At 40.3% G+C, this 20699-nt stretch carries 14 protein-coding genes and 3 pseudogenes; 11 read left to right on the top strand and 6 right to left on the bottom strand.

Annotation, left to right across the window (positions count from 1 at the left end):
• Positions 1-357: 357 nt before the first annotated feature.
• Positions 358-1228, bottom strand: a pseudogene (locus tag AC0VZ4_RS05655) (mechanosensitive ion channel family protein).
• A gap of 697 nt (positions 1229-1925) precedes the next feature.
• On the opposite strand from AC0VZ4_RS05655, the gene AC0VZ4_RS05650 reads away from it, so the two are divergent.
• Together AC0VZ4_RS05650 and AC0VZ4_RS05645 are read left to right on the top strand one after the other, a co-directional pair.
• On the top strand, positions 1926-4061 hold the full coding sequence (locus AC0VZ4_RS05650) for a M3 family metallopeptidase (protein ID WP_475441156.1): 2136 nt from the start codon (positions 1926-1928) through the stop codon (positions 4059-4061).
• Between the two features lie 114 nt (positions 4062-4175).
• Entirely contained in the window at positions 4176-5039 is an 864-nt protein-coding gene (locus AC0VZ4_RS05645) for a carboxylate/amino acid/amine transporter (protein ID WP_475441155.1), read from the top strand.
• Between the two features lie 269 nt (positions 5040-5308).
• Here AC0VZ4_RS05645 and AC0VZ4_RS05640 read toward each other — a convergent pair whose 3' ends face one another.
• The 4 genes from AC0VZ4_RS05640 to AC0VZ4_RS05625 all read right to left on the bottom strand — a co-directional run bounded on the left by AC0VZ4_RS05640 (position 5309) and on the right by AC0VZ4_RS05625 (position 12100).
• Complete coding sequence (locus AC0VZ4_RS05640; protein ID WP_457934862.1) at positions 5309-7741, bottom strand: hypothetical protein; 2433 nt, start codon at positions 7739-7741, stop codon at positions 5309-5311.
• Positions 7742-7774: 33 nt separating this feature from the next.
• Positions 7775-10471: a TonB-dependent receptor gene (locus AC0VZ4_RS05635; RefSeq protein WP_033031510.1), complete on the bottom strand. Its 2697-nt coding sequence runs from the start codon at positions 10469-10471 to the stop codon at positions 7775-7777.
• A 117-nt stretch (positions 10472-10588) separates the two neighbouring features.
• Positions 10589-11578: a FecR domain-containing protein gene (locus AC0VZ4_RS05630; protein WP_475441154.1), complete on the bottom strand. Its 990-nt coding sequence runs from the start codon at positions 11576-11578 to the stop codon at positions 10589-10591.
• Positions 11579-11587: 9 nt separating this feature from the next.
• Positions 11588-12100, bottom strand: a complete 513-nt coding sequence (locus tag AC0VZ4_RS05625) for a sigma-70 family RNA polymerase sigma factor (RefSeq protein WP_033031506.1) — start codon at positions 12098-12100, stop codon at positions 11588-11590.
• Positions 12101-12345: 245 nt separating this feature from the next.
• Here AC0VZ4_RS05625 and exbB point away from each other — a divergent pair, with 245 nt between their 5' ends.
• From exbB to AC0VZ4_RS05590, 7 genes and pseudogenes are all read left to right on the top strand, one after another.
• Positions 12346-13317 (top strand): tonB-system energizer ExbB, encoded by a 972-nt coding sequence (gene exbB, locus AC0VZ4_RS05620; RefSeq protein WP_457934860.1) that lies wholly within the window; start codon positions 12346-12348, stop codon positions 13315-13317.
• A gap of 3 nt (positions 13318-13320) precedes the next feature.
• The gene (locus tag AC0VZ4_RS05615) at positions 13321-13755 is read left to right on the top strand and encodes a biopolymer transporter ExbD (protein WP_475441153.1); all 435 of its coding nucleotides are present in this window, start codon (positions 13321-13323) and stop codon (positions 13753-13755) included.
• Positions 13756-13757: 2 nt separating this feature from the next.
• On the top strand, positions 13758-14591 hold the full coding sequence (locus tag AC0VZ4_RS05610; protein ID WP_050484164.1) for a TonB family protein: 834 nt from the start codon (positions 13758-13760) through the stop codon (positions 14589-14591).
• A gap of 74 nt (positions 14592-14665) precedes the next feature.
• On the top strand, positions 14666-15268 hold the full coding sequence (locus AC0VZ4_RS05605; protein ID WP_045984463.1) for a biliverdin-producing heme oxygenase: 603 nt from the start codon (positions 14666-14668) through the stop codon (positions 15266-15268).
• A 50-nt stretch (positions 15269-15318) separates the two neighbouring features.
• On the top strand, positions 15319-15726 hold the full coding sequence (locus tag AC0VZ4_RS05600; protein WP_475441152.1) for a YbaN family protein: 408 nt from the start codon (positions 15319-15321) through the stop codon (positions 15724-15726).
• Positions 15727-15780: 54 nt separating this feature from the next.
• Positions 15781-16677: an IS4 family transposase gene (locus tag AC0VZ4_RS05595; RefSeq protein WP_457934858.1), complete on the top strand. Its 897-nt coding sequence runs from the start codon at positions 15781-15783 to the stop codon at positions 16675-16677.
• A gap of 122 nt (positions 16678-16799) precedes the next feature.
• Positions 16800-17003 (top strand): annotated as a pseudogene (locus tag AC0VZ4_RS05590) (helix-turn-helix domain-containing protein); the annotation flags it as partial.
• Positions 17004-17014: 11 nt separating this feature from the next.
• Here AC0VZ4_RS05590 and AC0VZ4_RS05585 read toward each other — a convergent pair.
• Positions 17015-17983, bottom strand: a complete 969-nt coding sequence (locus AC0VZ4_RS05585; RefSeq protein WP_475441477.1) for an IS30 family transposase — start codon at positions 17981-17983, stop codon at positions 17015-17017.
• Between the two features lie 89 nt (positions 17984-18072).
• Here AC0VZ4_RS05585 and AC0VZ4_RS05580 point away from each other — a divergent pair.
• Together AC0VZ4_RS05580 and AC0VZ4_RS05575 are read left to right on the top strand one after the other, a co-directional pair.
• Positions 18073-18927: pseudogene (locus AC0VZ4_RS05580) on the top strand (IS481 family transposase); the annotation flags it as partial.
• 205 nt (positions 18928-19132) lie between these two features.
• Complete coding sequence (locus AC0VZ4_RS05575; RefSeq protein ID WP_475441604.1) at positions 19133-20653, top strand: ISNCY family transposase; 1521 nt, start codon at positions 19133-19135, stop codon at positions 20651-20653.
• The last annotated feature ends 46 nt before the right edge of the window (positions 20654-20699 follow it).

Below are 20699 nucleotides of genomic sequence, written 5' to 3'. Positions count from 1 at the left end.
GACCAATTTTTCGCGTCTTGCTATAGGCTGCGCGGACCTTATTATCGAGAGTACAAAAACGATGTTATAAGGCTGAACGAACGATCGATATTATACCACCACGTAATAATTTTACTGCAAAAAGATGAGTAAAAAAGTAAACTCTTTTGCAACATTTAACTACACGTCATGCCATTTTTATACATTTAAAGGCATAAAACACAACAAAAAAGGACACATGTCCTTATAAAAAAACACCAAATAAAGTAGCCATTTGCACTTTTTAAACAAAAATGAAAAAACACGAACATAGTTTGAAAATAAAAAAGCTGCACACGGCAGCTTTATTTTTTATGGACTCAGATAACTGAATGTTTTTTATTTGATACGCTTAAGTGCAATTTCACCATCTATATGAATATCACGCTGCGGGAAAGCAATCACTACATCATGCTCTTCAAATACAGCGTAAATACTAAAGCGAATATCACTGCGTACTTTTCTAAGCATAGTCTCCGACTCTGCGCACACCCAAAAAATAGCGTTAAATACAAGTGAGCTATCTGCAAAGTCATCAAATAGTACTGACGACTTTGGATTAGCCAATATAGCTTCATGGTCATCAAGTACTTGCTGAATTAGCTTTTTAACCAGCAGTACGTCCGATCCGTATGCAACACCAACGCTCACCGCTCACCGCTCACCGCGCATTACCATCAATTAGTGTCCAGTTAGTTACTGTATTTTCTAATAGCTGGCTATTGGGTATCAGCATATGCACACCATCGTTTCGGCGTATACGTGTTGAACGTGTATTTATTGTCTCTACAACCCCTTTTGCATCACCCACTTCTAAAAAATCACCAATACGAATTGGTCGCTCCCACATAAGTATCCAACCACTTATAAAGTTGTTGATAATATTTTGTGCACCAAAACCAACGCCAATAGCAATAGCGCCCGATACGAATGCAAATGCAGTAACGGGGATACTAAGCACTTCTAAGGACGTAAAAACTAAAATCGCAATGCTTATAATAAAGTAGATACGAGTGAATAAATGCACCGCGTCTTGGCTTAACTTTTTTGCTAGTAAGGTTTTTTTTATCAACTTACCAATACGCGTAACAACAAACCAAATAGCGAAAAGTATTAAAGGTACTTTAATGATTTTTGCAACGGTAATATGTACATCGCTGTAACTAAATACAACAAAGGCAAGAATTTGGTTTATGTGTTCTAACGTCATTTATTTTCCAATACAAGCAAGGAGCGCTTTAAAGTTAAATCGCTATAGAGTGAAAGTGATTCAGTGTTGGGTAAGTTTAGCACGTCATAATATAACTTAAACACACTGTTAATAAGTTCAATATGCACTGATTTAACTCCTACTGCAGCAAGTCCCCTCTAGTTATTAAAAAACGGCGCGAGGTTTGTAACCTAGTGGGCTCAGTAAAAACCGAGCAAAGCTTCCGTATCCTGCTCACGCCCCTATCTACATCCTGTAAGCAACAAAGAGTTAATCGTCCTTAAAAATAACCCGACGGGCAGCGCATGTTTGGTCTTTGTGCTACGTTATCGCCTATTTATGGGGAATAACCGCACTTCATAGGCTCTGCCTTGCCTAAAAACAAAACATACTGCTGCAAATTCAACCACCAAAGTTCAACACGACCTAACTACATTTTAGAGCATCGCAATAAAATATTGTGTCTACTTGCAAAGCAAGAGTAAACGTATAAACAACGCTTCTTTTGATACTCACAGTAGTTAAAACGACGTTTTAGAGCTGTATTTACCTACCTAAATGCCTGTCATTAGCTAATTTGCGTTCAAATCCCGCTTAATATCGATAAACTTTATTGTATATAAATCAAAATTTGGTAAGTTAACTGGGTTTTTAAACTCATAAAGCCTATTCCGGCTAATCTTTCTATGGAGTTATTATGCGTAAGACACTGATCGCCACTACTATTGCTAGTGCCCTAATACTATCGGCCTGTTCATCAGATGAAACAACAAAAACGGCAGAAGAAGGCGCAGCACAAGTGCAAGACATTAACGCAAACAATGTTTTATTTAAACCAAGCCCATTGCAATATATGGCGCCAGAATTTGATAAATTTGGCACAAAAGACTACGAAGCAGCGTTTGATGCTGGTATTGCACAGCACACAGCGCAAATTGAAGCTATTGCTAATAACCCAAAACCTGCAACATTTGAAAATACATTAGTTAAAATGGAACTATCAGGCGAGTTATTGAATCGCGTATCGGCTGCTTTTTACAACTTATCGGGTTTAATTTCAGATGACGAATACCAGCGCATTGATGAAAAAATGGCGCCGGTATTATCAGCTCATTCAGACGATATTTACTTAAACGGTGCATTATTTAAGCGCGTACAAACAATTTATGACAATCAAGATAAATTAAATGCTGAAGATCAACGTCTAGTTGACTTTTACTACAAGCAGTTTGTAAAAGCAGGTGCTAAATTAAATGACGCTGAAAAAGCTAAAATGCGTGAAATTAACTCAGAGCTAGCTCAACTGTCAACCGCGTTTTCACAAAACATTTTAAAATCATATAAAGAAGACGTCATTGTAGTTACTGATAAGAGCAAATTAGCCGGTCTTTCTGACGGTGAAATTGCTGGTCTTGCAGCTTCTGCTAAAAAGGCGGGTAAAGACGGCTACATGATCACGTTAGTAAATACAACGCAACAGCCTATTTTAAGCAGCCTTGAAAACCGCGACCTGCGTGAGCAAATTTTTAAAGCCTCTGCAAATCGTGCTGCAAAAACTAACGGCCCTATCATAATTAAAGAAACCAACCTACGCGCTCAAAAAGCAGAGCTTTTAGGTTATAAGGATTGGGCTTCTTATGTAATGACATCGCGTATGGCGCAAACAACTGACAATGTATATGGCATTCTAGACGACCTTGCGCCAAAGGCAGTTGAAAAAGCTAAAATAGAAGCAGCTGCTATTCAAAAAGTGATTAACGATTCAGGCGAAAGCTTTGAGCTTAAACCATGGGATTGGACTTTTTATGCTGAAAAAGTACGTGCAGAAAAGTACAATCTAGACCCAGCACTTGTTAAGCCATACTTTGAAATGCAGTCGGTAATTCACGACGGTTTATTTTTCGCGATGAATAAATTATATGGCATTACGTTTAAAGAACGTAAAGATCTTCCTATTTATCATGAAGATGTAACTGTATACGAAGTATTTAACGCTGATAACAGTGCTATTGGTTTATTTTACTTAGACCCATATGCACGTGAAGGTAAACGTGGCGGTGCATGGATGAGTGCATACGTAAGCGAAAGTGGCTTAAAAGGCACTAAACCAGTTATTTACAATGCGCTGAACATTCCAAAACCGGCTGCAGGCGAGCCTACGCTAATGACGTTTGACGAAGTGTCTACTATGTTCCATGAATTTGGTCATGCTGCACACGGTTTATTCTCAGATGTTAAATACCCAAGCCTAGCGGGTACTGCAACGGCGCGTGACTTTGTTGAGTTTCCGTCGCAAGCAAACGAAGATTGGATGATTGAACCATCAGTACTTGCAAACTACGCTAAGCATTACAAAACAGGTGAGCCAATTCCACAAGCGCTACTTGATAAAGTACTTGAATCGCAGAAATTCAACCAAGGCTATGGCACTACCGAGTATTTAGCCGCTGCACTACTTGATATGGAATGGCATTCATTTGGTTCTGATGAAAAAATTACTGATGTTCAAAAGTTTGAACAAGACGCGCTAGAAAAACACGGTATTGCTTACTACCCTGTTCCACCGCGTTATAAATCAAACTTCTTTAGCCACACATTTGCAGGTGGTTATTCTGCTGGTTACTACGCGTACCTTTGGACTGAAGTGTTTGCAGCAGATGCCTTTGCACATATGGAAAACAACGGCGGCTTAACACGCAAAAATGGTGACAAGTTCCGCAAAGAAATCCTATCAAAAGGTAATAGCCGCGATTTAATGCAAAGCTACATTGAGTTTAGAGGTCAAAAACCAACGACAGACGCACTCCTTAAGCGCCGTGGTTTAGTTGAGTAAAATAACTTAGTATATTAATTATTGCTTTATAAAAGCCCGCTTGCGGGCTTTTATTGTTTATACCCTTACACATAACAGATAAACTTAGCTCAATATTTTTTATAGATGATGATTATGCGGTACTTATTTGCAGTCACTGTGCTTTGGGCGTTTTCGTTTAGTTTAATTGGTGTGTACTTAGCAGGCCAAGTTGATGCATGGTTTAGTGTATTAATTCGCATAGCACTAGCAACTCTGATGTTTTTGCCTTTTTTAAAATTTAAACAAACGCCCAAGCCTTTAGCCCTGAAGCTCATGTTGATAGGCGCTGTACAACTTGGTGCTATGTATAGCTTTTACTACCACTCTTTTTTATTTTTAACCGTTCCTGAAGTCCTACTTTTTACTGTAATGACCCCTATCTACATCACCCTATTAAACGATGCAATTGAAAAAAAATTCAACCCTCGATTTTTTGTAGTCGCACTTTTCGCTGTTTGCGGCGCGGTTGCTATTCGTTACAAGAACTTGAATAGCCACTTTTTGATTGGCTTATTACTTGTACAAGCAGCCAATATTTGCTTCGCAACTGGGCAAGTAACTTACAAGCGTTTAATGGCAAACAATACTCTTGATGATAAGGCTCTATTTGGGTGGTTTTTTATCGGGGCACTAATTGTCGCCATTGTATGCTACGTTTCATTTGGCGATGCAAACAAACTGCCAAGCACATCAACCCAGTGGGGGGTACTTATTTATTTAGGTACTATCGCCTCTGGCCTTGGCTATTTTGCATGGAACAAAGGCGCAACCCTTGTCAATGTTGGAGCACTGGCAGTTATGAATAATTTACTCATTCCGGCAGGTATTATAATCAATATACTTATTTGGAACCGAGACGCTGATATTATAAAACTCAGTCTAGGTGGTACGATCATCTTATTGGCACTCGTGCTTAATCAGTATCTAGATAAAAAGTCGGCAACACCTAAGCACTGACCTGAAACTGTCACTAAAGGTAATTAACCTGAACTCTGTTTAAGAGATTTACTAACATATTGAATCATGGTGATATTTAAATTTATTTTCTCTAGCCAGAGATTTTCAGTGAAAACAAGTCGAATTTACGCGTCAATCGCTGCTCTATTGCAAGTAAATTCAACGCAGTTAGCGCTGAAAATAGCTGCTCAAGATAGATTTATATTACTCTAGGGCGTGTGATGTTTCGAGCTCAACATACCCTAGAGTCATTGATCTGTTGTGGTCAACTAATCCTCTTCACACTCAGTCCACTCATAAAATAAGCTTGATTGGTTAGCTGTACGCCATGTTTCATATACAAAAGTGATTTCAGGAATTTCTTTAATTCTGAATGAGAAATGAAATCCTTCTGATGCCTCTTCGTTACGAACACACGTTACCACTGGTAGTAACGTTTTAAACTCAACAGACTCACCTTTGGCAATAACTTGTCCTTGCATTAAGTTTTCAAAGCGAGGTGTTAAGCTTTCTAAATCACCATTGATATGACTAACATGTAGGTTTTCGATGGTGTAATCTGCATCAGTTGCAGTTAACGACCATCTTACATAACCTTCTTCAAGAAAAGGCTTAGAGCTTGCATAAAAGTCATTCGCAAATGGAGGGATATTTTCATATGGTAATGGCTGCCATAAGCTTTCATCATTGTCATTTAAACTACGTAAACGAACACCTTTCGCCTCAGCTATTGGGTCAACTTTTACTACAAAATCATACTGTGGAGCATCATCAATTAAGTCTGTTGCAGAGTATCTAAATGTGTACGTTCCTGGTTTAGTAAATACTTGGCCTCGGGTGTTAGGACAGTCGGCCTCACTTGGGCTGCTGGTAAACTCGCCGCCTTCAGGTGCACTGATCAGCTCTTCATGCGTGAAGACTTCATCACCATCGGCATCAATTGTCACAGGGCGATGCAATAACGACATACATGTAAGAATTTGATAATAGTCTTCACCTGGGCTTAAGCGTCCCCAGTTACGTGCCCACACAACCGAGCGGATCTCTGGTGTTGTATTGGTTAATTTAGCTAAACCATTATCTTGCGCATATGTTTTGGCAAATAAACCACGGTCATCTTCTACAATCAAACGTGCGGTATAAGAGCCTGGCACATCGGTGATCACTTTTGCACGGCGATACTCTTGACTTTCTGGCTCGATCACTGCTTCAATTGTGGCATTACTACCATCTGGTTTGTCTGTTAGCTCCCAATGAAAGGTAATTGGGTCATCATTAGGATCACTACTTGAAGCATCAAATACTAACGCATCACCAACCAACACTGATTTTGATTGTGCACTAACACCACTTGTTGAAGGCTGACCATTAACGTTACCTACTTTTGCTTCCATCGTAGCATCAAGTGAAATTTGATTTTCGCCGTCAGAAATCACCATTCGAACTAAATAAGTACCGGCTATATCTAACTTTTGGATTTTTTTACCCATCGGTTTCCAAGAGCCAATATCAACAAGCTCAGCAACACTACCTTCAGGTTTTTCAACAAGTGTCGCGTCGATAATTTGCAGTGCTTCGCCTTCTGGATCATAACCGGTAAAGTTAAACTCAGCGCGAAGACCAACTTCTTGCTCACCAATACTGTAAGACGGATAATAACCAGTTGCTGATAACTCACCAATAGGTGCCGCATTGGTTGTCGCTTCAGGGTTTTTATTGACTGTGACAGTTATTTCTTTTTCTTCACTTTTTCGAGTACCATCAAATACAAATAGCATGACTTTATAACTTGCTACAGCTTGTGGAGTAAAACGCACTTTGGCGGTTGTTGCACCGTCAAGTTTTGGCAAGGGTGCATTATCAGGTTCCGTTGGGCTATAACCCCATTGCCAGCGATATTGCAGTTTCTCACCTTCTGGATCAATACTCGATGAGGCATCAAGTACGGCTTCTTCACCTAAGATAATAGTAATGTCATCTGCTTTAGCAACTGGTGGTGCATTACCCTCAGCTACACTAACCGTAACATTAACGGATTCACTGGCAATGCCATTATAAGTCACTATAAATTGCAGTTTGTAATCACCGGCCAAATCAACAAATAAAGTACTTTGACTTTGATCTGCATTGTTTAAATAGCCAGTACTATCTATTGGCTTTTCAATAAGCTCCCATTGGTATGCTAATGAGCCGGTTTCACCAGTCGGTGTTACACTTTGACTACCATCAAGACCAATGCTATCAGTGCCCAAATTTACACTATAAATTGACTCAGTAATTGCAATTGGATAAGGGCTGGTTGCAGTGAGCGTAAAACGAACAGCTTCGCTGTTGTTGGTGCCATCGTTTACGATTAAGTTCACTACATATTCACCGGGGAAATCAGCTGTAAATTCAGTTATTACACTGTCTGCACTGGTAATATCTGACTTACTTGCAGCTGGTCGCTCAATAAGCTGCCACGTGTAAGTTAAGCTAGTACCTTCGGCACTGGTACTTGTATCAGCATTGAGTGTTACTTGTACTGCGCCAGCTTCTAGTGAAAATGTTTGTTCCGTGGGCGATTGTAACTCAATGACAGCGATTGGCTTTTGCTGCGGGACTTGTACTTCGGTGTCGGCTTTTTTATCACTACTGCCGCCACAGGCCGACATAGTGAGTGAAAGTCCGATGATGGCGATTACGCAAAATATTTTTTTCATGCTTTTATTCTCCTGTCTGATAGGTGTTATCAGTTAAAATTGTAAAGTTAAGCTCAGTCGTGCTGTTCTTCCTGGTGCAGGTAATAAACCCAAGCTCAAGGCATCGAGGTAATAACGATCTGTGACATTGTCTACGGTGAAGTCGAGTGTCGTATCATCGCTAAATTTATAACTGGCATAGATATCCAGAAGGTTATAACCGTGCCAAAGGACGGGTTCATTAAACCCTGCTGGAGCGTTGTAGCGAGGGATTGAGTTACGTTGCCCCATGAAAGTGCCTCTGAGTCCCGCTTCTAACCGCTGTTCAAATAAACGCACACCAAAGTGAGCACTTGCATGCCAATTTGGCGGGATCATGTTGTTTATATAACTCTCAGGTAGGCCCCAATTATTACAGTAGTAACGTACGTAACTCCCCACATTGCACACTTCAATATGGGTGTAATGCGTACCGCTTAATTCTACAAGCCAGTATTTTGTGTCGTAGCTAAAATTAAGTTCCCAGCCATTTAGATCAAGACTGTCGATATTTCGCATTCGGAAGAAGTCGAGACCACCTTGCTTTTGCTCCCATGCATTTGGCTGGGTGCGGGTTAAGTAGTCATCAACGTGGTTTTGGAAATACGCGAGCTTGAAACCTACTTTATAATCATTGGTCAGTAATGAGTCGTTTAAATAATTTAAGCCAACTTCTTGATTCGTTGCATGTTCAGGTTCTAAAGGGATATCTAATACAGGGCTTACAGACCAGCCTGAGGTGCTTTCAAATAAGCTCGGCATGCGCAGTGCTTCGCTATGGCGAAGGTAAAATTGTAATCCTTTAAATGCTTGCCATTTTATAGCAACTAACGGCGCAGTACCTGAATGACTATTTTCATATTGCACTTCTAAGCAGCCACCTGCATCGTCAGATATACAGGCGGGATCATTCGTGTTTATAACAAGGGGATTATTGTCTTTAGAAGAAAAATGAGTAAAACGTAAACCTGCTTCTAGTGACCATGCTGATGAAAATTGCCAATCTATTGCACTAAAAGCGCTGAACTCTTTACGCCACCCGCTGCGTGAACCCACATAAAAGCCTTCGGTTTCAGGGGTGTTAGTGTCCATATTTTCATACTGTCCAGCAAAGCCATAGCTTAGTTCTAATTCGCCTGCTGAGTAAAACATCATGCTATTACTTATATCAGTTCCAAAGCGTTGATAGTCATCACTGCGAGCGACATTATCAGCAATATCTACTGAGCCAACACCTGGGGTATTTAACTGAGTAAGTGCATCGGTATGCCAAACATTGGCTTTAAAATCAGCCCAGTCATATTTAATTGGCTGCCAACGGTATCGCAATGTGTAAGTTTGATTGGTTACTTCGCTATCAAGCCATTGTCTTGCTTGACCAAAAGAACGTATTTGTGAAGGCATCATTTCGCCATAAGCGCTGTTATAACGTATATAGCTCATTTCTAGACTTTGATCATCGGGCAGCAGTACGTTACTTTTTAACAGCCAAGATTCACTCGAAAAGTTAGTATTGGGGATACGCTCATTAGCACGAAAACGTGACGCGCCTTGCATTGATACTTGCGTTTCAGTGTACCAAGCAAGCTTGTCTGGTTCGCCGTAAATGACCTCTGGTGTAGGGCCATTACTACCTGCGTAGTAGTTACCTTGCTCTCTTCTTGCATAGGCGCCAATAAGGTCGCCCCATTCGAAATGTTTAGCTGCTGCTAAACTACTGGCATAACTACCAAATTCAAGTAAGCTTGGTCTCTCCATGCCTTCATCAGGTGCAAAGCGCTCGGGCATTAAATATTGATCGCTACAGTAGATCGAAAACCGACATTCAGAGCGGTACGCATTACGTGCTAAATAATAACCCGCATAAGTCCCAGGATCGGGTGCATTTGAGCTATTTCCAATGGCGCTAACACGCAACCGATAGCCTGTTAACTCGCCTTCTTTTACAATATCATCGGCGTTTAATGTACTTACACTCACCAAGCCACCAGTCGCGCCAGTGCCATCAGCACTCATTACCGGGCCTTTACTAATTTTAAGTGATCCGATTAAGTCAGGGTCAATGTAGCTACGACTTGACACCCCAGAGTAACCGCGATAAACCGTGGTTTCTTGGCGACTGCCGTCGATCACCACAGGTACTCTGCCCTGTCCTTGCATACCTCTAATATTTATATCGAGGCCACCAGAGTTGCGATTTTCACTGATCAATACACCCGGCGTGCCCTGAAAAATATCGCCAACACTGGTTCCTCTAAAACGTTGAATATCTTGCTGAGTGATCAAGTTTACTGAGCCAGCTTCGGTGTAGGTTTGATCTTTTAGATCAACGTTACGGCTTTGCACATTAATAGTATTTAGGGTTATTAAATCTTGTTGGTTTTTTTCTTGTACTAACCATGCACTACTACTAATTGGTAAGGCCTGTAAGTCAGTATTTTGTAATAGCGTCAACAATGCTGATTCGGTGCTGTATTGACCTGACATTGCAGTAACTGAAAAACCACGTACAGTCCGCTCTTCAAATGACAACGTTACACCTGCTTGGCGCGAAAATAATCTAAGTACATCCCCTAGTTCACCCGCAGGTAGATCAAATTTGATCATTTTTATTTGTGATGTCGTTGTTGCTTGTTCAGCTAAACTTGCAGTGGATGTGATAACCAACAAACAAGTTACAACAGATAATAAGTGTAGTGCAGCGCGGGGCATGAATGATTTCCTATTTCTTTAATGCATACTTATATGACGCATGAAAATAGAAACCCCGTAAGGTTAAATGATAATTATTTTATATAACTCTATTAAACTGGGTAACTAATTGAATAATTAAGGACGTATTTCAGCCCACCAACGAGTCATGTAATGCACTTTAGCGCGAGCAGTGCGAGCAAGAGTTGTTAAAATGAGGTTGGTATCATTTAATTGAAACACCCCAGATATTAAGTAATCATCTAAACTTGGCGCACATTTTACAAACCCACGGTGATAACGTGATAACTCCGCTAAAAAATGCTTTATGGGCATGTTCCGCACAGAAAGAAGCCCTTCGGTCCAACTACTGTAATCAAATATATGATTATCTAACTGCTGCACTGAATTTGAGGTTATTTTATAAAGGGCTCCTGCATTCATTACTTGGTTAGTACGTAAAGAATTTGGCTGCTGTACAACAATATTGCCCTGCATAACTTTAACTAGCGCATGGTCATCTTCATGACGCACAAAAAACTGTTTACTATCACTTATTAGCACTCCATGATTAAGTTTTATTTGGAGCGGCTGTGTGCTCACTGAGCCGGTATATTGCATTTCTCCACGCGTTAAATGAATGCGTTTATTTTGGTTGTTAAAATTAAGCTCAACGGTACTGCCACTATTAAGCCAAAGCTGACTATTATCGGCTAACGTAAAAAGTTCACGTTGATTAGTGGTTGCATAATCGGCATTAAGATATTGCCAAGCGCCTTGTTCATCAGCTAACCAACTAACACTTGCTAAACTAAGCGTGGTACCTGCTATTTTCTTTAATGCTTGGCGGCGGCTCATGCTCTGTATGTCACGATCTGTTTTTTGTAACGTTGAATGAACTATGCTGGCGCTTTTTTTTGTCGCGTTTGAAAATGTTGATTCTAATAACTCAATCCGCTGCCATGCCAGTTCGTGCAAAGGATCAGCTAAGCGCCAACGTTGGTACTCATCAAGATCTTTAGATTGTGCGTTGCCTGACTCGAAACAAATACGCCAAGCAATCGCTTGTTGCACAATTTGATCAGTTAAAGGCGTGTGTTTTGATTTTTGCACAACAGTGGTATCCATCTATTACTTTTAATCCGAATAAGTGAGGGTATAACACCCAAACATAGCTTTAGCGATGTACTTTTCAATAGATGATAAGCTTACATCGAGTTGTTTTGCCACTTCTTTATAACTGAGCCCATCGAGTCTAACCATTAAAAATGCCGTTTTTTCAATTGGCCTTAAACCACTTAATAGTCGGTCTATTTGTTCTAATAACCTCAACAACTGAAATTGCTCTTCCGGTGAGAAATAAGCTGTTTCTGGCATGCTTTCTAAAAAAGCGACATAGTTCTTTTCTAAAATCTTGCGCCGTATGTCATCAGTTACTAAGTTACCAGCAACTTTTGTAAGCCACGCTCTTGGGCTACGTATTTCGCTATATAAAGAGGGTTTATTTAATAAACGCATAAACGTATCTTGAGCAAGATCTTGTGCACTATCAGTGCTGTAGGTACGCCGCGCAATCCACCGAACAAGCCACTCATGGTGTTCCTGATAAAGCGTATTAAACCCTACTGAGTTAGCGGTATTGCTAGTCAAAATTTAGATATTCCTGTAGCATATTTCCCGAGAGTATAAATGATTTTCATTCCCATTCAAGTATATTGCGATATTCTGTTTAGTTTAATAATAAAAAATTTGTTATTCATTGATGGAAATAGATTCTCGTTCGGCATTAGTTATAGAACCAATAAATTGTTCATCAAAAAGATGCACACATTGACATAGTTTAATGGTGATACACCGTTGAATTTATGGATCATATTTAAAGATTAGGAATAAAAATGTTTACAAGAGCCATGCTGTTGTTGTGCTTGCTTAGCGGTGGGATTGTGCAGCTATCTATGACAGTACACGCCACAGAGCAACCCCTCTCGATGGTGAGTACTAGTGAAGTAACACCTGAACTTACACCAGTTGTAGATACAATTGTTGAGCAACCCGTAATCGTAACACCTAGTTCTGACGCCATTAACGCCACTGATACAGAGCATGGATTTACCGAGGCCGCTTTTGATGCTCATGACTTATCGCCTTGGGGAATGTACAAAGCAGCTGATGTTGTAGTGAAGAGTGTAATTATAGGGCTGCTTATTGCCTCGTTAGTGTCATGGGCTATTTGCATATTTAAATCTGTACAGCTCAATGTTGCCAAACGACATGCTAAAAAATTACTTGCTCATTTGATCCAAAGCACAAGCTTTGCAAAGGCGAGCCATGACCTAACACAGCAAAAAAGCGAAGCGTTAATACTTTTAACTGCAACTCAACATGAGTTATGCCTTAGTGCGGCAGGACCGGCTACAGACGAAGCGTTAAAAGAGCGCTTAATTGCTCGTTTAGAACGAGTACAGACCTCTCTTTCTGCAAATATGAATAGAGGGACTGGCGTGCTGGCAACGATTGGATCTGTAGCACCATTTGTAGGTTTGTTTGGTACCGTTTGGGGTATTATGAACAGCTTTATTGGCATTGCTAAAACGCAAACAACGAACCTTGCTGTAGTCGCACCAGGTATTGCCGAAGCATTACTAGCTACCGCTTTGGGTTTAGTGGCGGCAATTCCAGCTGTTGTTATGTATAATCATTTTTCTCGATCAATTGGCAGTTATAAAGCCATACTGACTGATATTCTTACTGCCACCATGATATTAATTAGTCGTGATCTTGATAGGAAAAACCCTCAGGCAAAGCCTTTAGCTAACTTACTTAATGATGATAAAAAACCTGTTAACATCATATCTAAAGAGTCTTAAATCATGGCGTTTAGCACTAAAAATACCGATAACGATGGTTTAGATGAACAGCATGAAATTAACGTTACCCCCTTTATTGATGTGATGCTGGTATTGCTGATTATTTTTATGGTCGCAGCACCGCTTGCTACAGTGAGCGTGCCCGTTAAGCTTCCTGCTGTTGCAGCCCCTGCGCAACCAGAGAGTGATGATCCTACCTATCTAACGTTACAAAAAGACTTAACCTTAATACTCGGTGAGGGCGATGTCATTCAACAACAAAATTTGGCTCAAGAGCTAAATCAACGTGGAATTGAAACTGAGCAACGTATTTTATTGCGTGCTGATAGCAAAGTTGAATATGGGCAGTTTATGACATTAATGAATCAATTAACCAAAGCAGGCTATTCACAAGTTGCGCTAGTGGGCTTAAAACACGAAACGGACGTTGCCCAGTGAGTATGTTTGCAGGCACCACTAAAAAAGCTTCTCGCTTAGTATCGTGGCAAGTAATTACCGCTATTTTAGGGGCTGTTATTTTACACCTTGCTATTGCCAGTTATTTTTTATTACCAAAAGAACGCAATAACAATGTGCCTATTCAAGCATCGCCACAGGTCTTTGAGGTAAGCGTTGTTGCTGCCCCAAAATCTGAACAATCAGCGCTACCAGTTGGGCCAAAGCAACAAGAATCAGCGCCAATGAAGCAGCAACGCAGTGAACCTGAGACTACAAAAATAGAGCCTTTAGTAAAGCCAATTATAGAAAGTAAATCTGACTTTACCATCAAAGACAAACCAATTAAGCCTGCGCTAAGTAAACCATTAAAAAAAACCGCTGAGAAAAAAACAGACGTTGCACCAAAGTCTCAACCTAATAACACAGCGGCAACTGGAGCGAGTGAACAATACGTAGAGCAAACGAGTGCACCTGCAGCGTTACCAGTAAAAGAAGCCAAAGTGGCATCTGGGCCTGTAAAAGGTGCTTTGAGCGAACAAGAAAGCTCAGCTAAACAGCTTTGGCAAAGTGCGTTGCAGGTGCATTTAGAAAGGAAAAAACGTTACCCACGAATGGCTAAATTACGTGGGCAACAAGGTATTCCGTGGGTAAGTTTTACCATGGACAGAGAAGGTAATGTACTCGATATTGCTTTATTTAAGCCCAGTGGAATAGCAGCATTAGATCAAGAAGTCATCGAATTAGTTAGGCGTGCAGAGCCTTTGCCTGCACCACCAAAAACAGTAACAGGAAACCCAATAAGCATGGCCGTTCCTGTTGCATTTTTTATTCATTAACAGCGATACCGCTGTGTTTATATAACCATTACTAACTACATAACAAGTAGTTAGCTAATATTTAAGGATCGCTCATGATTGAACAGTTATACGTTAACGAAGAAGTTAAAATACTCACTTTAGCCCAAAAGCTAAAACTAGACACCACAACCACACATGACAGCCTAGATAAGACAATTATGACAAAGCGGCCTTTTGCAGACTTAGACCGTTACGCTTTATTTTTAGCGGTACAGTATCGTTTTCATTTAGCCATAGCGCCACTGTATTGTAATCCTGGGCTATTATGTTTATTTGCAGATTTACCTGAACGAGCGCGTCTTAGCCATCTTGAAAAAGATCTTCTAGATCTCAATGTTGACCTTAATGATATGAAAGCGCAGATCCGTTTGCCAGACATTGGCTACCCTGCTTCTCTTGGCTGGCTTTATGTCTGTGAAGGCTCTAATTTAGGCGCGGAGTATTTATTGAAAGCGGCAAAACGTATTGGTTTGTCTGAAAAGTTTGGCGCGACCCATTTAGCTCCTGCCGCAATCGGTCGTGGACAATCATGGAAAGCCTTTACAACAGCTTTAAACGCTATTGAGCTCACGCATGAAAAGCAAATTCTTGCTATTGATGGAGCCCGAGATGCTTTTAGCCTAGTACGTAGTGCCGTTGATAGTGTATTTGAATAACAAGTAATGTAATTATTTATATGATCTGGCAAAAAACGAAATGGTAAATTATGAAGTTTATTAATAAGACTAACCCTAAATTAGTCACAGAAAACTTAAAGAAAATAGCTTATTTGCTCAGTGGTTTTTTACTTACTGGGCTGGGTATTATTGGTGCTTTTTTGCCTGTCATGCCAACAACTGTGTTTCTTATTGGTGCTGTTTTTTGTTTTAGCCGCTCATCACAACGATTTGAGTATTGGCTACTTAATCACCCTCGCTTTGGTAAAACACTGAGGAATTGGCAAACGTACGGTGCAATTTCTAAGCCAGCAAAGATCATGGCAAGCCTTGGTATGGTCATAGGCTATGGATTATTTTACTTAGGCGCGCAACCCTCTTTATTATTAGCCTGTGCTGTAGCGCTATTTATAGCTGCGTGCGCGTATTATGTTGTTTCACGGCCTTTGCCGAAATAGGGATGCTAATTTCAAATTCACCTCATTTTTTAAGTCATCAATTTAAATTGTGAGGTGAACATATTATCTCTGCTAAAAGATGTTTTTCCTGGGCGATTTTCAAATACGTGTCCAGCAGCTATTGAATTGCATGCTACTTTAAATTTAACGCAAGGTTGCTTTGAAAAAGCAGGTATAACACCAGACAGTTACTCTGAACGTGAAGAACTTCCAACATTTAAAGAGTTGAAAGGACAGTTGTTACTTGCTGATAGAGGATATTATTCAGGTAGTTATATTCATGAATTAGATAAAGCAGGAGGATTTTACGTATTAAGAGCGAAGGGATTAAAAGCAGTCAGAGTACATAATGCTTTTAAGCAAAATGGACAGGAATTAACAGGAAGTCATTCCCCAAAGTTATGTGAATTGCTCCCCAAATTACCTAAAAATGATATTATTGATATGAATGTTAGCATAAAAAACAAGCTAACAAGAGTCGTTGGGTATTGGTCAAAAAAAGAAAAACAATATACATTTTTAGTCACTAATTTATCTATTGATGAATTTACAGCGACTGAAATAGGCAAATTATATAGGTTACGCTGGCAGGTTGAATTACTTTTTAAGGAGTGTAAGTCTTATAATAATTTACGCGGCTTTCAAACATCAAACGCAACCTTACAAGAGGCGCTAATTTATGTAAGTTTAATAGTAACCACGCTTAAAAGGTTTTTAATTGGCTGTATTGAAAAGATATTCAAAACTGAAATGTCTACAATGACAGTAGCAAAAACAACGGGTGTTTGGTGGATTGGCATATTAACAGCGATTATTAGGAAGCATAGGAAAGGATTGTTAAATGCAGTTAATGGAGCATTTGACTTTCTGAGGAAAAATGCAGCTAGGGCGCCCCCCAAACGCGATCGAAAAACAGGAGTATTTCAGTATGGGGTAGAGCCAAAGTTTTAAGGCTGTACTTAATATGTATTAGTTCAGACAAGATCTGACAATTCAACTTGAAAAAGTGAGAGTTACCCGTTTTGATAAAGGTGTCGAATCTTTAAATCAAAACAAACAAAAAGGTAACTCTCATGTTGCATACTAACAATCCAATCATAAAACACAAAGCTGGTTTACTTAACCTTGCCGAAGAACTAGGCAATGTATCAAGAGCCTGTAAAGTCATGGGCGTATCACGAGATACATTTTATCGTTATCAAGAACTCGTTAATGAAGGTGGTATCGATGCATTAATCGAAAAGAACCGCCGTACACCAAACTTGAATTCAAGTATTAAGTGCAATCATTATGCAGCCACCAGAACTTCTGATTGCCCCGTAAATAACTCATGAGGGGTTTTATACCCTCTTGTTTTTCTTGGCCGATGGTTGAGCTTATCAACTGCCGCCTGTATTTCTGCTTCACTTAGCGACATAAAGTCAGTTCCCTTGGGGAAGAAGCGTCTAAGTAAGCCGTTGGTATTCTCATTTATGCCCCGCTCCCATGATGAATATGGGTGAGCGAAATACACATCCGCTTCTAATTTTTGTGCAATATGCTCATGGTGAGCAAACTCTTTTCCATTATCTAAAGTCACGGTAATAACCTTACCTTTATAGGGTGTCATACACTTGATCAGCGCATCGGCTGTTATTTTCGCATGCTTGCTTTCAATTCTGTGAACGACTGTATATAACGTTTTACGTTCAACCATTGTAACAAGGGCATTTTTACGCCCTTTGCCTATCACTGTATCGCCCTCCCAATCACCAATCCTAGACTTTGAATCCACAATACTTGGGCGTTCATCAATACTGACTCGATTAACTATCTGTCCACGTTTATCGTAGCTTCCATAGCGTTTTTTATACTTTTTACATGCACGAGTGAGTGTCTTATGTAGTTCACCACCACGAGCCTTGTCTCTGTAAATATATTGATAAATCGTTTCATGATGCAAAACGACCTTTTTCTCTAAAGCTAAGCGGCCTGCCACCTGCTCTGGCGAAAGTCCGTCAACCAACAATTTATTAATCCAGTCAGTAACATCATCTGTTAACTTACTTGCTTTGAAAGATGACTTGCGTCTTTGCTCTGCAAAATTATTGGCTTGGTTAGGTCGATAGCCTTTAAGCCCTTTATTGCGTTTTAACTCTCTAGAGATAGATGACGGTGAACGAGTGAGTTCATCAGCTATCTGTTTTTGGTTATTTCCTGCTTTTATTAACGCGTAAATCTGGTATCTTTCTGCTTGTGTCAGCTGTTTATATTTCATTAAAGCAATTTCCTTTGGCGAGAGAATGGCCGAATTATAACAGCTGGCCATCTAATCTGAGAAATTGCACTTATTATCCGAATTTAGGAAATATAAAGAATCGCGTTGACGAAGAAACAGAGCAAGCCGTCATTAACTATGCAGTTGACTATCCTGCTCACGGTCAACATAGAACCAGCAATGAGCTTCGTAAGTTAGGCGTGTTTGTCTCAGGTAGTGGTGTTCGTTCAATCTGGTTGCGTCACGATTTAGAAAACTTCAAAAAACGATTGAAAGCATTGGAAAACAAAGTCGCTAATGAAGGCATTATTTTATCTGACGCTCAAGTTGCTGCGCTAGAAAAGAAAAAACATGACGATGAAGCCTGTGGTGAAATTGAAACAGCGCATCCCGGTTATCTTGGCTCACAAGACACATTTTATGTTGGTAACCTTAAAGGTGTTGGTCGTATCTATCAACAAACCTTTGTGGATACCTACAGTAAAGTCGCCTTTGCGAAGCTCTACACAACGAAAACGCCAATTACAGCGGCTGACATGCTCAATGATAAAGTATTGCCTTATTTCGAAGGTCACAAATTGCCTATGCTTCGAATATTAACTGACCGAGGAACTGAGTATTGTGGGCGAGTTGAGCATCATGATTATCAGCTATATTTGGCAATTAACGACATCGACCATACAAAAACGAAAGCAATGTCCCCGCAAACAAATGGTATCTGTGAGCGTTTCCATAAGACGATTTTAAACGAGTTCTATCAAATCACATTCCGCAAAAAGTTGTACGATTCAATGGAAAAACTACAAAAAGATCTGGACGAATGGATGGATTACTACAACAATGATCGGACTCATCAAGGAAAAGTATGTTGCGGTCGAACGCCACTTGAAACATTACTGGATGGAAAAACGGTTTGGGCAGAAAAGAATTTAGCTCAAATCTAAACTAACAGTCACCATTAGAAAAATGGGTAACTGTCAGATCAAGTCTGAGCTAGTACAGCTTTACTTGTTAACACCAAGCGATTTTGTCGTATCTTAATTACCAAGCGATTCTGTCGTAATTGCTAATTACCAAGGGAATTTGTCGGTCATTTTTTTATGTGCCTGTTAGTGTTTATTTTTTTGAATACTAGAAGGCATGTTGAGGATGATTGTGATGGACTCTAAAGCTCAACTCACTGTTGATATCATTGCTAAGGTAGTCGAAGGTAGAATAACAATTGCCAATGCTGCAAAATTACTCGGTAAGTCTCGACGCACCATTGAACGCTACGTAAAGCAATATCAGCAAGTCGGTATTCAATTCGCTATTCATGGTAATAGCGGTAAAACCCCGCCAAACAAAACGCCAGTATCAATTAAGAAAGCAGTACAGGCTTTGATTAAAGATAAGTATTTCGATTTGAACTTGTTGCACTTGGCTGAGCAGTTGGCCGAAAACGAAAACATTGTTGTGAAGCGCGAAACACTGCGAGGTTGGGCGCATGATATTCACCATGTTAAACGAGCTAAGCGCAGGCGCAGCAATGTTCGTAAACGTAGAGAGCGTATGGAAGCAGCGGGCTTAATGATGCAAATGGATGGCAGTCCGCATCGCTGGTTTGGGGATAAAAAGCACTGTTTAATTGCCATGATTGATGATGCTACCAGTGAAGTATACGCAGAGTTCTTTCTCTCAGAAACGACGGTTGGTTGTTTGAAAGTGATGCGAGATTGTATTGAAGCCAAAGGCGTTTTTAAAACGCTTTATGTGGATAGAGCCGGTATATTCGGTGGCCCTAAACGCTGCAACTTCTCACAGATGCAGAGGGCTTGCGAGGAGCTAGGCATTGAAATCATTTTTGCCAACTCACCGCAAGGCAAAGGCCGTATTGAGCGAGCATTCGATACCTTCCAAGACCGTCTTGTTCCCGAGCTTAGGTTGAACAATATCAATGATATTGCTGCCGCTAATGCCTACCTTAAACACGTCTTTATTCCGCAGTTCTGGCAAACCAAAATTCAAGTTAAATCAAAGCAAGCACCTGAATTTACGGCTCTGTCGAAACACATCAACCTTGATGATATCTGCGTCATTAAAGATCACCGTAAAATACGTAACGACCATACCTTCAGTTATGGCAACAAGTTCTATTTAATAGATTCACCGCTCAAGCACTCCATTGCCAATCAGAAAATCGAGATAAGGAACACGAGTAAAAAAGGGTTTACCGCTCACTTCGCTGGCCGCAAACTCAAGATCTCTGAAGTTAATGAACCAAGCAAACTCGCATCAGAAGACTTGGCAGTACAGAAGAAACTTGAAGTATTAGCGTTAATCGAAAAACTCGGAAGCGTCAGCGCTGCATCACGCCAAAGTGGCGTATCACGAGATACTATTCACCGGCACTTAAGACTAGTTAAGCAAGGTGGCCCTGAAGCATTAAAACGCCAAGAAACACCTAATCTACGGCACAAAAACTGTGTGGATAAGGCAATAGAAGACGCCGTTGTGCAATTCTCTATTGAACACCCTCACCTTGGTCAGCAGAAAGTCGCGATGAAGCTCAGTGAAGCCTTAGGTGTTGATATTAGCGCGGGCGGTGTGCGTAGCATGTGGCTAAGAAACAATATGAATACCACCGCATTGCGAGTCGAAAAATCTAATGCTTTAGCTGAATCGGCATAAAAGATAGCCAGTTTAGCAACTGGCTGATATGCTATTTACGACAAAG

Source organism: Pseudoalteromonas sp. QJM3NY_22 (assembly GCF_056173065.1).
Note: the sequence above shows the minus strand (reverse complement) of the source record. Positions and strands in the feature narration are given on the sequence as shown.